Source organism: Arthrobacter sp. U41 (assembly GCF_001750145.1).
In the GTDB taxonomy this organism is placed as follows: domain Bacteria; phylum Actinomycetota; class Actinomycetes; order Actinomycetales; family Micrococcaceae; genus Arthrobacter.
Map to the genome: position 1 here is coordinate 3,441,347 of NZ_CP015732.1, position 13,880 is coordinate 3,455,226.

Below are 13,880 nucleotides of genomic sequence, written 5' to 3' on the forward strand. Positions count from 1 at the left end.
CCGTCGCGCCGCAGAATTCCGGAGCCCCACCATGTCTGAAACAGCAACCGCCGGCCGCAGTGTCCTGATCACCGGAGGAAACCGTGGAATCGGCCTCGCAATCGCCGAAGCCTTCCTCGCCAACGGCGACAAGGTGGCCGTCACGTACCGCAGCGAATCGACGCTCCCCGCCGGCATCCTCGGCGTCAAGGCCGACGTCACGGACGAAGCGTCAGTGGACGCAGCCTTCGCTGAAGTGGAATCCGCCCACGGCCCCGTCGAGGTGCTGGTGGCCAACGCCGGCATCACCAAGGACACCCTCCTCATGCGCATGAGCGAGGACGATTTCACCTCGGTCATCGACACCAACCTCACCGGCGCCTTCCGCGTGATCAAGCGTGCGTCCAAGGGCATGATCCGGGCCCGCAAGGGCCGCGTGGTCCTGATTTCCTCCGTCTCCGGTCTCTACGGGGCCCCCGGCCAGGTCAACTACTCGGCGTCCAAAGCCGGACTCGTCGGCATGGCCCGCTCGTTGACCCGCGAGTTGGGCGCCCGCGGCATCACGGCGAACGTGGTTGCCCCCGGATTCATCAACACGGACATGACGGCAGAATTGCCCGAAGCAACCCTGAAGGACTACCTGTCCAAGGTTCCCGCCGCCCGCTTCGCCGAAGCCTCGGAGGTCGCTAAAGTCGTCCGATGGATCGCCAGCGACGAGGCCGCCTACATCTCCGGCGCCGTAATCCCCGTCGACGGCGGCCTCGGCATGGGCCACTAAAGAAATTTCGCTGTCTTCCTTGGCCCAGATACTGGTGGCGTGGAGGACGGCCCGCCGGGTAATCAGGGCGAATTATCGTGGCGGGTGGCGGGTGGCGAAGCCTCGCCGTGGCCTTTGTCCGCCAAAGCCGGGTCCGGGGGACCGGCCCCAAAATGTCAATCAGACTCGTTGGAACCTTAAGCGTTCCGGGGAGGGATCGACGAGGGACTCCAGCCAGTCCAGGTCTTCGGTGTCTGCAGGGAACGGGTGCCCTGCCGTGGACAGCTACCAGTCGGGGAGGGGGTCCGCGGGCAGTTCCTGTTCCTGTTCTGGATTCGGGCCGGGGTCCGGGGGCAGGCCCGTATCGAAGTCCAAGTCGACGTTCGTGTCCACCCCCGGTGGCGGATCCATGCCCGTACCTGTGTCCGAGTCCATGCCCATGCCTGCGTCCATGTCCATGTATGCGCCCAAGTCCGTGCGCGTGGCTGTGCCTGTGTCTGATTCTGTTCCCGAATCCGGGATGCCGTCCGGCCAGTGGGGTGGTTCCCAGTCCTGCTGTTCGCTGGGGTAGTGCCGTCCGGTCGGGGAGGTCCAGCCGGGCGGGGCGGTTTTGCTGGCCCCGGCCGGTGTCCAGGCTGAGTTGTGTTTGAGCTTGTGGTGTTTGCGGCAGGGCTGCCCGAGGTTGGTGATCCCGGTGGTGCCTCCGTCGGCCCAGGCCAGGAGGTGGTCCGCTTCGTTGTCCAGGGAGTGGTTGTTGCACCCCGGGAACGGGCATCTCCCGTCTCGGAGCATCAGCCAGTGCCGCTGGGCTTTGGTGAGGCGGTAGCTGGTCCGGCCGATTTCCAGCGGCGCCCCGTCCCGCGGGTCAACCAGGACCCGGTGGAAGGACCCGGCGCCGTCGGTGATCAGGCGGCGGGCCATCGAGGGCGGGATCGGCCCGTACCCGTCCAGCATCGCCGGTTCCTCCCCGGCGCCGAGCAGGGACAGGACCGGGACGGTGATCAGGACCTGCGCCCGCGGCGAGGGCACACCCCCGCCCGCCCCGGCGCACATGCCGTCGGCCGCGCCGGCGCCGGTGCCGCGGCAGGATCCGCAGCTTCCGCCGCCGGCCACGCCGGTACCGCCCGTTCTGCCGCCATCCGCTGTTCCGCCGGTGGTGAGCAGCCAGGTGGCGGCGATGTCGGCGCGGAGCTGGGTCAGGGTGCGTTCCTCGTCCGGGCCCTGCAGGGCGCGGGCGGCCGCGGTGGTCCGTTCCCAGATCCCCGCGGCGGTATCGGCCGGCAGGTACGCGGAGAACCAGGCCATCCCGTCACTGTCCGGGCGGAACTCGACCCGCCGGTCCGCCGCGCACCTGGCATGGCGCTGTTCGATGCTCTCCCGGTGATGGCGCTCACGCCAGAGTCCGGGCCTTGGCCCGGAACCTGCCCGGGACCAGCTCCCCGGCCGGGCACCCCCGGGCCGGATTCGGGGCGGCCGGGTCCAGGAAGTGCGCCTCCAACGCCGCCGCCCCGGCCGGATCCAGGCTGGTCGTTTCGTCCACCATGATCCGGGCGTGCGCCCAGGAAATCGTGCCCGCCGTCAGCGCCGCGAGGGTCAGCGGCAACGTCTTCGTCAGCGCCAGGCAGTCGCCCAGGAACGCCCCCGCGGTCCCCTCGCTCACGGTCAGGGCACACGCGACCTCCGCCCGCACCGCCATCTCCTGGCCCATGTTGTCGTGCAGCGCCACCGCCGGCGGCGCCAAAGCGTCGGCGGCCTGCACGTAGTCCGCGGCCGCGCAGACCTTCAACGCCGCAAGCTGGGCCTCCATCCCTCCAATCAGGGCGAGGCGGTCCAGGGAATCATCCACCAGATCGTGCAACGGATCATCCCACAACGGATCACTACCGTCACCGCCAGCCAAGTCAGTGAAGTCAGCGCCGAACGGATCAGCGCGGCGCGCGGCAGCCCCCTTAAGGCCCACCAGCGCCGCATAGGACGCCCCGACAGCCGCCACGGCCGCCCTGCCCTCCACACTCCAGCCTGTGGTGTTCTCCATAAACCCAGAATCTCAGACGGCACCGACAATTTAGCGAGATCGGGTGTGTGGCCGCGTGACCTGACACGGGCTGCCTGGGTGGTCGACGCTACGGACTACAGGTGCCGCGGCCGACTGCTTCCCAGTCCCCCGTGGGTAACCTCCGATGGGGCGCGCCGGTTTAGCCACGTTAGGACTTTTTGCCCTTAGCGCCAGGGGCCCCCGGGTGTGTAATGGGGCTACAGCCCCTGACCACACCAAGGCAGGGGCATGGATCCAGGAGGACAATCATGGCTGAACTTAACAAGTGGGTGCCGTCGGACGTGCTGGAGCCGATCAAGCGTTTCCTCGACGGGGACCTGGCAATGGCACCGTCCATCAAGGTCGAGCAGTTTGTGGACGGCACCACGCTGGTGGTGCGCGCTGAGGTTCCGGGGATCGATCCGGACAAGGATGTCGACGTCTCCGTCAGCGAAGGCATGCTGCACATCAGGGCGGAACGCGAGGAGAAATCCGAGCACAAGAGCAAGGACGGCTACCGCTCGGAGTTCCGCTACGGCTCTTTTTCGCGCAGTGTTGCGTTGCCGCCGGGCGCCAGGGAAGAGGACATCACCGCCACGTACACGGACGGAGTTCTTGAGGTGCGGGCCCCTGCCCCGGCGACACCACCGGACACGACGGCCAAGAAGATCAGGATCGACCACCCGTAGCCGCAGGAATTGTGGCGGGACGCGGGCGGGGACTGGATCAGCCCGCCCGCGTCCCTGTTCGGCCAGGCTTACCCGGCGCCGGATCCCCAGGGTTGCTGCGCTAGCCGGCGTTGTCCTTCGCTTCCCGCAGCCAGTCCAGGACCTCAGCGTCGAGTTCGTCCGCCGTGTGCAGTTCCAGGTGGTGCATCCACACTCCCGGCGATGGATTCACCACCTCCTTGAACCGCTCGGGCTCAACGCGCCGCGGCAAGGCGATCGACAGCACTGCGGGCACCTCGGACTTCAGGTAGCGTCCGGGCCACCATAGGTACGCGAAGCCGCGTTTCCCCCGGAAGGCCACCTGGCTTTTTGTTGCCCGCACGGCGGGCGGGTCGGGCGCGGCCAGCATCCGCTCCACCGCACGGAACAGTTCCAGGCCGCGGGGGGAACCACTGAAAACCTGCTCCGGCGTCGATTCCTCCCTCACGCCCCGCGACACTGGGTCCCGCGGATGTCCAGCCTCGCGGCGACTGCCTCCCGGAGGTTTCATACGGGCGAGCCTACGCCCGCTGGCGGGGCCGTCACTAGCGAGCTGCAGCTTCTTTGTGGAACTCGAACAACCGAAAACTCCTGCGCCGCTGGCATGATGGACTGCAGACTCACCGTTTTTGGACGTTTGGAACAAAAGGAGCTCGTATGGGACTGCTGGACAACAAGACCGCAATCGTGACCGGTTCATCAAGGGGCATCGGCGCTGAAGTCGCCAAGTTCCTCGCCGCCGAGGGCGCCGCCGTCGTGATCAACTACCGCCAGAAGGCACCACGCGCCAACAAAGTCGTTGCGGAGATCGAGGCGGCAGGCGGCCGTGCCGTTGCCGTCGGCGCCGACCTCACCACCCAGGAAGGCGTTCAGGCCCTGGCCAGCGCCGCGATGGAAAACTTCGGCTCGCTCGACGTCCTGGTCCTCAACGCCTCCGGCGGGATGGAATCCGGCATGGAGCCGGACTACGCGCTCAAGCTCAACCGCGACGCCCAGGTCAACATGCTCAACGCCGCCGTCCCGCTGATGCCCGAGGGTTCCCGGGTGGTCTTCGTGACGAGCCACCAGGCCCACTTCATCAACACCGTGCCCACCATGCCGACCTACGAGCCCGTGGCACGCAGCAAGCGCGCCGGCGAGGATGCACTCCGCGAACTCGTTCCGAGCCTGGCCGAGAAGGGCATCTCCCTCGCCGTAGTCTCCGGCGACATGATCGAGGGCACCGTCACGGCCACCCTGCTGGACCGCTCCAACCCGGGCGCCATCGAGGCCCGCCGGGCCGAGGCCGGACGGCTGTACTCGGTCAAGGAATTCGCCGCGGAGGTCGCCAAGATGGTCACGGCCGACGTCGAGAGCGGGCACACCGAGTACGTCGGCGGGGCCGACTACTTCGACAAGGGAAACAACTAAGCCTCAGCCCTAGGGGCGGAGCACACTGAAGGCCGGGGCAAGCGCCCCGGCCTTCAGTATGTCCGGTTCAGCCTCAGACGCCGGCGATGTGCCGGACGGCGTCGAGGTAGGGCAGGTTCACCGCGGCATCCGCGACCGCGCGGACCGCCGGTTTGGCGTTGAACGCCACCCCGATCCCCGCGGCGCCGAGCATGTCCAGATCGTTGGCGCCGTCGCCCACAGCAATCGTGTGTTCCATCGGGATGCCTTCCTTGGCGGCCCACTCGCGCAGGTACTTCTCCTTCGCCGCCCGGTCAATGACCTCGCCGATGACCTTTCCGGTCAGTGCCCCGTCGACGATTTCCAGTTCATTCGCGACCCAGTAGTCGAGCCCCAGGCCCTCGGCGATCGGCCGCAGGATCTGGTTGAAACCGCCGGAGACCACGGCCACCACGTGCCCGGCGGCCTGGAAGGCGGCCACGAGCTCCGCCGCCCCGAGGCTCAGTTTCACCTCGGCACGGACGGAGTCGACGACGTCGGCCGGCAGCCCGGCGAGCACCGCGACCCGCGCATGCAGGCTCTGGGCGAAGTCCAGCTCCCCGCGCATGGCAGCCTCGGTCACTGCCGTCACTTCTTCCCGCTTGCCGGCATAGGCGGCCAGGAGCTCGATCACTTCCTGTTGGATCAACGTCGAATCCACGTCCATGATGAGCAGCTTCCGCCGCGCGCTGCGCAGGGCGGCCGGGACAATGGCTGTGTCCACACCTGCCGGACCATTGTCCGCCGCGGTCCGGCGGAGTTCGGCCAGCGCCGCCCCCTGGTCCGGTCCGGAGGCCAGGGCAATGCTTCCGTCCGCCGTATAGACCTCGAAGCGGGCGTCTCCGGTGCGGGTTTCCGCATCCAGCTCCAGCCCTGCTCCGGCGAGCAGCGACCGGAGCTGCTGCACCTCGGGACGGGTCAGTTTCGGGGCATAGCTCACTGCGGTCAGGTTCAGGCTCATGGCTGCAATCCTAGCGATCGGGCGGAGGGGGACCCGAATTCGTTGCGCTCAGGTGACGCCGGGCCGCGCCGGGGACAGCCCCGGCAGGACCGGCAGCCAGGCAGCCGTGCAGCGCGCACCCGGCGCGCACCCGGCACGGGCCCGGCACACCGGTTATCAGTCGCCCGCTGTTTTGTCCTAGTGTCTACTCCTATGAGTGATGTTCTTGAAATGGCCGCCGTCAGCGTTGTACGTGGGGCCAAGACCCTGCTGGACAAGGTCGACTGGCAGGTCAAGGAAGGCGAGCGTTGGGTGATCCTGGGCCCCAACGGCGCCGGCAAGACCACTCTGCTGCAGCTCGCGGCCGCGCGGATCCATCCCACCAGCGGTATGGCGGGCATTTTGGAGGAGATCCTGGGCGCCGTCGACGTCTTTGAACTCCGGCCCCGGATAGGCCTGTCCTCGGCCGCGCTGGCCAACCAGATCCCGGAGCACGAGAAGGTGCTCAACGTGGTTGTGACAGCCGCTTACGGTGTTACCGGACGGTGGCGCGAGGGCTATGAGAAGGACGACGAACGTCGCGCCTTCGCCCTGCTTAACGAGTGGGGCATGGGGCCGCTGCTCAACCGTCCGTTCGCCTCGCTCTCCGAGGGGGAGCGTAAACGCGTCCAGATCGCCCGGGCCCTGATGACGGATCCCGAACTGCTGCTCCTCGACGAACCCGCTGCCGGCCTCGACCTGGCCGGCCGCGAGGATCTCGTGTACCGGCTCAGTGAACTGGCCCGCGACGACGCCGCCCCGGCCATCGTCCTGGTCACCCACCACCTCGAAGAGGTGCCGCCGGGCTTCACCCACGCCATGCTGCTGCGCGACGGCGGGGTAGTGGCCCAGGGCCCGATCACAGGCGTCCTCACGGCCGACAATCTCAGCGAGACTTTCGGGCTGCCGCTGGACGTCAGCGTCAGCGCCGGGCGGTACACGGCCACCGCGCGCCGCTGAAAGGGCCGCTGACCGCGCGTGGAGTTCCTCAACAGTGTCTTCATTTTCTTCGCCGGGCTCTGGGCCGGCACCATCAACAGTGTGGTCGGTTCCGGCACCCTGGTGACCTTCCCGGTGCTGATCGCCCTCGGCTACGCGCCGGTCACGGCGTCCATCAGCAACGCGATGGGCCTGGTGTCCGGAAGCGCCGCCGGCGCCTGGGGCTACCGCAAGGAACTGACGGGACGCGGCAGGCAACTGCTCAAGCTTCTGCCCGCCTCGCTTCTGGGCGGCATCACCGGCGCCTATCTCCTGCTGCACCTGCCCGAGAAGGTCTTCCACTACGCAGCCCCCGCCCTGATTGTGCTCGCCCTGCTGATGGTGGTCTTCCAGCCCCGGCTGCAGCAGTGGGTCCGGAACCGCGAACAGAACCCCGAACACGCCATCCGGGACCGCCGCCACGGCGTCACCCTCGTGGTCCTGGTCTACCTGGCGGGCATCTACGGCGGATACTTCGTCGCGGCGCAGGGCATCCTGCTGGTCGGGATCCTCGGGATCTTCATGACCGGGACCATCCAGAACGCCAACGCCATGAAGAACATCCTGGTGCTTGCCGTCAACGTCGTGGCGGGGGTCTCCTACCTGCTCTTCGCTTTCGGCCGGATCGACTGGGCCGTTGTTGGCTTGATTGCGGTGAGCTCGCTGATCGGCGGCGTGGTCGGCGCCAAGGTCGGCCGCCGGCTGTCCCCGGTGGTCCTGCGCGGTGTCATCATCGTCCTGGGGCTCGTTGCCCTGGGGTTCATGATCGCCAACCTGTTCAAATGACCAGATCCGTGACCCCTGGCCGCTTCCGCTGAAATGACCCGCCTGTGACCTTCCACCGCCTTGACTCCGCCGACGACCCCCGGGTCTCGGACTACACGCAGCTGACGGATGTTCATCTGCGCAAGCTCCGGGAACCCGCCGAGGGCATGTACATCGCCGAGTCCTCCCGGGTGCTCCGCCGGGCCCTCGCGGCGGGGCACCAGCCGCGTTCCTTCTTCCTCGCCGAGAAATGGCTGGAGGACCTCTCGGACATCTTTGCGCAGTACCCGGACGTCCCCGTGTACATCGGTTCCGCCGCGCTCCTCGAGGAGATCACCGGCTTCCATCTGCACCGCGGTGCGATGGCGGCCATGCAGCGCCCGGAACCCGTGCCGTTGACCGGGCTTCTCGCCGGAGCCCGCCGGGTCGCCGTGCTGGAGGACATCGTGGACCACACCAACGTCGGCGCGATCTTCCGCTCCGCAGCGGCCCTGGGCATCGACGCCGTCCTGGTCTCGCCGCGCTGCGGGGATCCGCTGTACCGCCGCAGCGTCCGGGTCAGCATGGGCACGGTGTTCCAGGTGCCCTGGGCCCGGCTGGAGGACTGGCCGGGGGACCTGGAGGTGCTCCGCGGGCTGGGCTTCACCGTCGCCGCCCTGGAGCTCACGGACGACGCCGTGGACCTCGATGCGCTGGCCGCCCGCCAGCCCGAGAAACTCGCCCTGGTGCTGGGCACCGAGGGTGCGGGGATGAGCGCGGGAACCCTCGCCGCCGTCGACCTGGCCGTGAAGATTCCCATGCGCGCAGGCGTTGACTCGCTCAACGTCGCGGCGGCGTCCGCCGTCGCCTTCTGGGAGCTCCGTCCGCGCAACTGAAACAGCGCCGCTGGCCAGGCGGCGGAGGCGCTGACTTTCCGCTATGATTGATAGCTGGCCGTCCGGTCCATTCCGCCGGCCATCCCACTCATACCTGGCAGCTGGCAAAATCCAGTTGTGCGAACAAAGGTCCAATTATGAAGTCTGATACTCACCCGAAGTACGAAGCTGTTGTTTTCAACGACCTGGCTTCCGGCGTCAAGTTCCTGACCAAGTCCACCGTGTCTTCCAAGAAGACCATCGAGTGGGAAGACGGAAACACCTACCCGGTTATTGACGTCGAAATCTCCTCCGAGTCCCACCCGTTCTACACGGGCAAGCAGCGCATCATGGACTCTGCAGGCCGCGTCGAGCGCTTCAACGCTCGCTTCAAGGGCTTCGGCGGCAAGAAGTAACTTCTTCCCCCAAGGTCTTCTGGAAAAGCCCGCACCGGTGACGGTGCGGGCTTTTTGCGTCCCGGCCGGGCACTGCCGCGGCGTTGCGCCGTGCGGGCGGCCGCCGCGTGGCAGGATTAATGCCATGACATCCCTTCTCCCGGCCCCCGGTTCCAGCAGCGCCGACGACGGCGGTGCCCGCCGCCACGGGGAGTACAAGGTTCCCGGCGGAAAACTCGTGGTGGCCGACGTCGAGGTGGTTGACGGCGTGCTTGCGAACGTCTCGCTCAGCGGGGACTTCTTCCTGGAGCCGGACGAGGCACTGCTCGAGATCAACCGGGCGCTCACCGGCCTTCCGGCCGATGCCGCCGCGGCGGACATCTCGGCCGCGGTGGCAGCGGCCCTGCCCGCAGACGCCGTCCTGTTCGGCTTTTCCACGGATGCCGTGGCGGTCACCGTCCGGCGCGCCCTCGCGAAGGCCACCGGCTGGGCGGACCACCACTGGAACATCATCGCGCCCGCCGTGCTGCCCACCCACCTCAACGTCGCCCTGGACGAGGTCCTGACCGAAGAGGTCGGCGCGGGGCGCCGCAACCCCACCCTGCGCTTCTGGGACTGGGAGGAACCGTCCGTGGTGATCGGCAGCTTCCAGTCCGTCCGCAACGAACTGGACCCCGCCGGCGTCGAACGCCACGGCATCAGCGTCGTCCGCCGGATCAGCGGCGGGGGAGCGATGTTCATGGAGGCCGGCAACTGCATCACCTACTCGCTGTACCTGCCGCAGACCCTGGTGGACGGCATCAGCTTCGCCGACTCCTACACCTTCCTCGACGCCTGGGTGATGGCAGCCCTGGAGAAGATGGGGATCAGCGCCTTCTACGTGCCGCTCAATGACATCGCCACCGAGCACGGCAAGATTGGCGGCGCCGCGCAGAAGCGGCTCGCGAACGGCGGCATGCTGCACCACGTGACCATGAGCTACGACATCGACGCCGACAAGATGGTCGAGGTGCTGCGGATCGGCAAAGAGAAGCTCTCCGACAAGGGCACGCGGAGCGCCAAGAAGCGGGTGGATCCGCTCCGGCGGCAGACCGGACTGGCCCGGGCCGAGATCGTCGCGGCCATGATGGAGGTCTTCGCCGAACGCTATGCGGCGACGCCTTCGGAGCTGACCGAGGCTGAGCTGGCCGCGGCGCAGCACCGGGTGGAGGCAAAATTCGGCACTCCGGAGTGGCTGCACCGGGTCCCCTGAGACCCTTAGCCCCGTCCACACCGCTACACCCCGTCGATTGCTCCGTAGCTGCCCTTTAGAGCGGCCAAAAGGGCGGTTACGGAGCAGCCGATGGTGGGTTCGCCGTCAGGGCCTGGGCCTTCAGGGCACGGAGCAGGTGGCTGCGCTGTTCGATGACGATGCGCCGCAGCGCCCGCGGGGCCTCCGGGTGCCCGGCAAGCCAGTCATCCGTCCGGACGATCACGGGATGTGTCTCCGGACTCCCGCCGTCCAGGTCCTGCCCGGCAGGGTAGAGCCCGCGGACAATCCGGCCGGCGATTTCGATGCTGCGGCCGGCCCACACTTCCTCCAGGAACTCAAAATAGCGGTCAATGAATCCCCGCAGCAGCGGCGCGGGGCCCGTGTTGAAACCGCCGATCGTGGCGCTCAGCAGCTGGTTGGACAGCGAGGTGCCGTGCACCGCCTCCTGCCAGGCTGCTTCCTTGACGGCCGTATCGGGGCGGGCCGCGAGGGCGGTGGCATGGCCGGACTTGCCGGCGGCGGTGTTGTCCCGGGCCAGCTCCCCGTCGAGCTCCGCGGCGGTGGCCTTCCCGTTGGCGGCCAGGGCATGCCAGAGGTTCCAGCGGAGCTCGGCATCCACGGACAGGCCCGCAATGACGGTGCTGCCGTCCAGGATGCCGCGGAGCAGGTCCAGCCGGCTGCCGTCGAAGCGGCTGCCCGCGGCGACCGTGCGCGCCCACGCCAGCTGCTGGTCAGAGCCACGCGCGGCCCGCTGGAGTTCATCGGCGGCCACGGACAGGAAGCCCTGGCGGACGGCGGCCCTCCCGGCTTCGGGGACGTAGCGTTCGATCGCCGTGGACGCATTGCCCAGGACGTTCAGCAGCACTCCAATGCCGGTCTCGGCGGGTCCGAAGCGCTGCACGGCCTCGACGTAGAGGTTCGACGGCGTGACGGCGTCGCGGGCCGAATCCCAGAGCGCGGTCCAGCACAGGGCGCGCGCCATCGGATCCCTGAGCGCGCTCAGGGAGGCCCGCGCGGTGGCTTCGGAGCGCGGGTCCAGCCGGACCTTGGCGTAGCTGAGGTCATCGTCGTTGACCAGCATCAGGGCAGGCCGGGCCTTGCCGGCCAGGCCGGCCACCACGGTCCGGGCGCCGCTGATGTCGGTCTCGACGCTGTCGGTGCGGACCAGGGCGCCGTCGTTGTCCTGCTCGTACAGGCCGATCCGCAGCCGGTGCGGCCGCGGCTCCTGCCGGCCCGTCGTCGGGTCCTCGGCGTCCTGGATGATGGCCACCGTGCCGAGGACGCCGTTGTGCTCCTCGATCTCGCTGGTGAGGGTGGAAATGCCTGAGGTCTGCAGCCACTGGCGGGCCCAGTCCGCGAGGTCCCGGCCCGAGGCGGCGCTGAGCGCGGCCAGCAGGTCAGCGAGGGTGGTGTTGCCGTAGGCGTGGTCCTTGAAGTACTGGCGCGAGCCGGCAACGAAGGCCTCGAAGCCCACATAGGCGACGAGTTGCTTCAGGACCGAGGCGCCCTTGGCGTACGTGATGCCGTCGAAGTTCTGTTTGGCTGCCTCAAGGTCGGGGATGTCGGCGACGATCGGGTGCGTGGTCGGCAGCTGGTCCTGCACGTAGGCCCAGGCCTTGCGGTTGTTGGCGAAGTTCACCCATGCCGTGGGCCAGTCCGTGGTGCGGTCCACGCCGAGGGTCCCCATGTAATCCGCGAAGGATTCCTTGAGCCACAGATCGTCCCACCACTGCATCGTGACGAGGTCGCCGAACCACATGTGGGCCATCTCGTGCAGCAGGGTGTTGGCGCGGGCCTGGTACTGCGAATCGGCTGCCCGCGAGGTGAACACGTAGCTCTCCGTGAAGGTCACCAACCCGGGGTTCTCCATGGCGCCAAGGTTGTACTCGGGCACGAAGGCCTGCTCGTACTTTCCCCACGGGTACGGGAAGTCGAAGAGTTCGTTGAAGAAGTCGAGGCCGTTTTTGGTGAGGGTGAACAGCGCCTCGGGGTCGAAGGAGGCCGCCATCGAGGCACGGCAGTAGAGGGCCAGCGGAACCTCGAGGCGGGTGCCGTCGTCGAACGTCCCGCTCCAGGAGTCCTCGGCCCTGAAGTACGGGCCGGCCAGCACAGTCGTGATGTAGGTGGAGATCGCCTTGGTGGGGGCGAAGTCCCAGCGGCTCGTGTCCGGATTGCCGGTAAGCAGCGTGCGCCGGGCTTCGATGCCGTTGGAGGACACCTGCCAGGCCGAGGGCGCCGTCACGTGGAAGGTGAATTCGGCCTTGAGGTCGGGCTGTTCGAAGTTGGCGAAGACCCGGCGGGCGTCGGCGGGCTCGTACTGGGTGTAGAGGTAGCACTGGCCGTCGGCCGGGTCGAAGAAACGGTGCATGCCTTCCCCGGACGTGCTGTACAGCGCGGTGCCCGTGACGGTGACCTGGTTCTCTGCCTGGAGCTTGTCGAGCCGGATCCGGGAACCCTCCACAACATCCTCGACGGCAAGTTCCTTGCCGTTGAGGATGACGCTGTGCACCTCGCTGCCGATGAAGTCCAGGAATGTCGAGGACCCGGGTTCGCCGGCGGAGAAGTTGATGACGCTGCGGCTCGGGTAACCGGCGACCTCCGGATCCGCGGCCTGCCGGACGTCCAGGGAGACGTCGTAGCTGTGGGTGGTGATCAGGGCTGAGCGGGTTGCGGCTTCATCGCGGCGCAGGTTCTGGTTCGGCACTCCGCTATCTAATCATGAGGTATGCGGCACCGAGCCCCAGCGCGGCAATCAGCAGCCAGGACACCAGCGCGGCCAGCAGGGCGCGTGTCCCGGTGTGCAGCAGCTGGCCCACCCGGACCGCCGAGCCGAGGCCGAACAGCGCCATCCCCAGCAGGATGTCCTGCAGCGCCGCGGCGGCGTCGAGGACGGCGGGGGAGAGCCAGCCCGCCGTGCGAAGGGCGGCCAGCGCAACGAAGCCGAGGACGAACAGCGGGACGATGGGCGGCCGCTGCAGACCGTCGCCGGTACCGGCGCTGCTGCGGTGGTGCAGCCCGGCCGCGGCGACGATCGGCGCCAGCAGGATCACCCGGGTGAGTTTTACGACGACGGCGACCGCCAGCGCCGACGCCCCGGCGGTCTGCGCGGTGGCCACCACCTGCCCGACGTCGTGCACCGATGCCCCGGTCCAGGCGCCAAAGACTTCGGGGCTCAGTCCCAGCGGCTGGATCAGCAGCGGCAGCACGCCGATGGCGAGCGTCCCGCACAGGGTCACAAGGGCCACCGGGAGCACGGTGTCGTGCTGCCGGATCCGGCGCACCGCGGCCATCGCCCCGATGGCCGAGGCCCCGCAGATGGAAAAACCGGTGGCGATCAGCAGGGATACCGGCGGCGGCAGCCGGAAGAGCCTGCTGATGGCGTAGGTTCCGGCGAAGGCGGCCAGGACCACCGCCGTGATCAGCAGCAGCGCAGCCCAGCCGAGGCCCAGCACATCCATCAGACTGACCTTCAGCCCCAGAACCACAATCCCGGCGCGCATCAGGTGCTTGCCGGCGAAATCCAGCCCCGGCCGGCCCGGTCCTGCGGTCCAGCCGGACAGCCCCGGGACATTCGCGGCGAGGAGCCCGGCTGCCACCGCCAGCGTCATTGCCGGGAGCACGGGCACGAGGGAGTGCACGGCCAGGGCCAGCACGACGGCGGCCGCGGCGGCCAGCAGGCCCGGCGGCAGGTCCGGCAGCGGCCTGGCCCGGCGGCGCGGCGGTTTGAGAGTAAACGGGGGCACGCCACTAC

General features: G+C 68.3%; 12 protein-coding genes and 1 pseudogene. 8 read left to right on the top strand and 5 right to left on the bottom strand.

The annotated features are described in order from the left end of the window. Positions 1–31: 31 nt before the first annotated feature. Entirely contained in the window at positions 32–757 is a 726-nt protein-coding gene (gene fabG, locus ASPU41_RS15670; RefSeq protein WP_069951687.1) for a 3-oxoacyl-ACP reductase FabG, read from the top strand. A 264-nt stretch (positions 758–1,021) separates the two neighbouring features. On the opposite strand, the pseudogene ASPU41_RS22180 reads toward fabG, so the two are convergent. Further along, positions 1,022–2,771, bottom strand: a pseudogene (locus ASPU41_RS22180) (DUF222 domain-containing protein). A 269-nt stretch (positions 2,772–3,040) separates the two neighbouring features. Between ASPU41_RS22180 and ASPU41_RS15685 the strand changes: the two are divergent. Then, entirely contained in the window at positions 3,041–3,460 is a 420-nt protein-coding gene (locus tag ASPU41_RS15685) for an Hsp20/alpha crystallin family protein (protein WP_069951689.1), read from the top strand. A gap of 100 nt (positions 3,461–3,560) precedes the next feature. Here ASPU41_RS15685 and ASPU41_RS15690 read toward each other — a convergent pair whose 3' ends face one another. Next, positions 3,561–3,926: a DUF5655 domain-containing protein gene (locus ASPU41_RS15690; RefSeq protein ID WP_069951690.1), complete on the bottom strand. Its 366-nt coding sequence runs from the start codon at positions 3,924–3,926 to the stop codon at positions 3,561–3,563. A 209-nt stretch (positions 3,927–4,135) separates the two neighbouring features. On the opposite strand from ASPU41_RS15690, the gene ASPU41_RS15695 reads away from it, so the two are divergent. Continuing rightward, positions 4,136–4,888 carry an SDR family oxidoreductase gene (locus ASPU41_RS15695; protein ID WP_069951691.1) on the top strand — a complete coding sequence of 251 codons (753 nt, stop codon included), beginning with the start codon at positions 4,136–4,138 and terminating at the stop codon, positions 4,886–4,888. Between the two features lie 73 nt (positions 4,889–4,961). On the opposite strand, the gene serB is transcribed toward ASPU41_RS15695, so the two are convergent. Next, positions 4,962–5,867: a phosphoserine phosphatase SerB gene (gene serB, locus ASPU41_RS15700; protein WP_069951692.1), complete on the bottom strand. Its 906-nt coding sequence runs from the start codon at positions 5,865–5,867 to the stop codon at positions 4,962–4,964. Positions 5,868–6,059: 192 nt separating this feature from the next. On the opposite strand from serB, the gene ASPU41_RS15705 reads away from it, so the two are divergent. The 5 genes from ASPU41_RS15705 (at position 6,060) to ASPU41_RS15725 (ending at position 10,129) form a co-directional block, all read left to right on the top strand. Then, the gene (locus ASPU41_RS15705) at positions 6,060–6,845 is read left to right on the top strand and encodes an ABC transporter ATP-binding protein (RefSeq protein ID WP_069951693.1); all 786 of its coding nucleotides are present in this window, start codon (positions 6,060–6,062) and stop codon (positions 6,843–6,845) included. 18 nt (positions 6,846–6,863) lie between these two features. Next, entirely contained in the window at positions 6,864–7,649 is a 786-nt protein-coding gene (locus ASPU41_RS15710) for a sulfite exporter TauE/SafE family protein (protein ID WP_069951694.1), read from the top strand. 44 nt (positions 7,650–7,693) lie between these two features. After that, positions 7,694–8,503: a TrmH family RNA methyltransferase gene (locus ASPU41_RS15715; RefSeq protein WP_069951695.1), complete on the top strand. Its 810-nt coding sequence runs from the start codon at positions 7,694–7,696 to the stop codon at positions 8,501–8,503. A 137-nt stretch (positions 8,504–8,640) separates the two neighbouring features. Beyond that, a complete protein-coding gene (locus ASPU41_RS15720; protein ID WP_024365679.1) occupies positions 8,641–8,898 on the top strand; it encodes a type B 50S ribosomal protein L31 in 258 nt (85 codons plus the stop codon). A gap of 124 nt (positions 8,899–9,022) precedes the next feature. Beyond that, positions 9,023–10,129, top strand: a complete 1,107-nt coding sequence (locus ASPU41_RS15725) for a lipoate--protein ligase family protein (RefSeq protein ID WP_069951696.1) — start codon at positions 9,023–9,025, stop codon at positions 10,127–10,129. Between the two features lie 76 nt (positions 10,130–10,205). Here the strand turns inward: ASPU41_RS15725 and pepN are convergent, their stop codons facing one another. Beyond that, on the bottom strand, positions 10,206–12,833 hold the full coding sequence (gene pepN, locus ASPU41_RS15730; protein ID WP_069951697.1) for an aminopeptidase N: 2,628 nt from the start codon (positions 12,831–12,833) through the stop codon (positions 10,206–10,208). Positions 12,834–12,837: 4 nt separating this feature from the next. Next, a complete protein-coding gene (locus ASPU41_RS15735; protein WP_083266555.1) occupies positions 12,838–13,872 on the bottom strand; it encodes a YeiH family protein in 1,035 nt (344 codons plus the stop codon). Positions 13,873–13,880: the final 8 nt, after the last annotated feature.

Excerpts from the sequence above, each read along its gene's own strand:
- ASPU41_RS15695 (WP_069951691.1), top strand. The coding sequence starts at position 4,136 with ATGGGACTGCTGGACAACAAGACCGCAATCGTGACCGGTTCATCAAGG.
- ASPU41_RS15725 (WP_069951696.1), top strand. The coding sequence starts at position 9,023 with ATGACATCCCTTCTCCCGGCCCCCGGTTCCAGCAGCGCCGACGACGGC.
- ASPU41_RS15720 (WP_024365679.1), top strand. The coding sequence starts at position 8,641 with ATGAAGTCTGATACTCACCCGAAGTACGAAGCTGTTGTTTTCAACGAC.
- serB (WP_069951692.1), bottom strand. The coding sequence starts at position 5,867 with ATGAGCCTGAACCTGACCGCAGTGAGCTATGCCCCGAAACTGACCCGT.
- ASPU41_RS15705 (WP_069951693.1), top strand. The coding sequence starts at position 6,060 with ATGAGTGATGTTCTTGAAATGGCCGCCGTCAGCGTTGTACGTGGGGCC.
- ASPU41_RS15685 (WP_069951689.1), top strand. The coding sequence starts at position 3,041 with ATGGCTGAACTTAACAAGTGGGTGCCGTCGGACGTGCTGGAGCCGATC.
- fabG (WP_069951687.1), top strand. The coding sequence starts at position 32 with ATGTCTGAAACAGCAACCGCCGGCCGCAGTGTCCTGATCACCGGAGGA.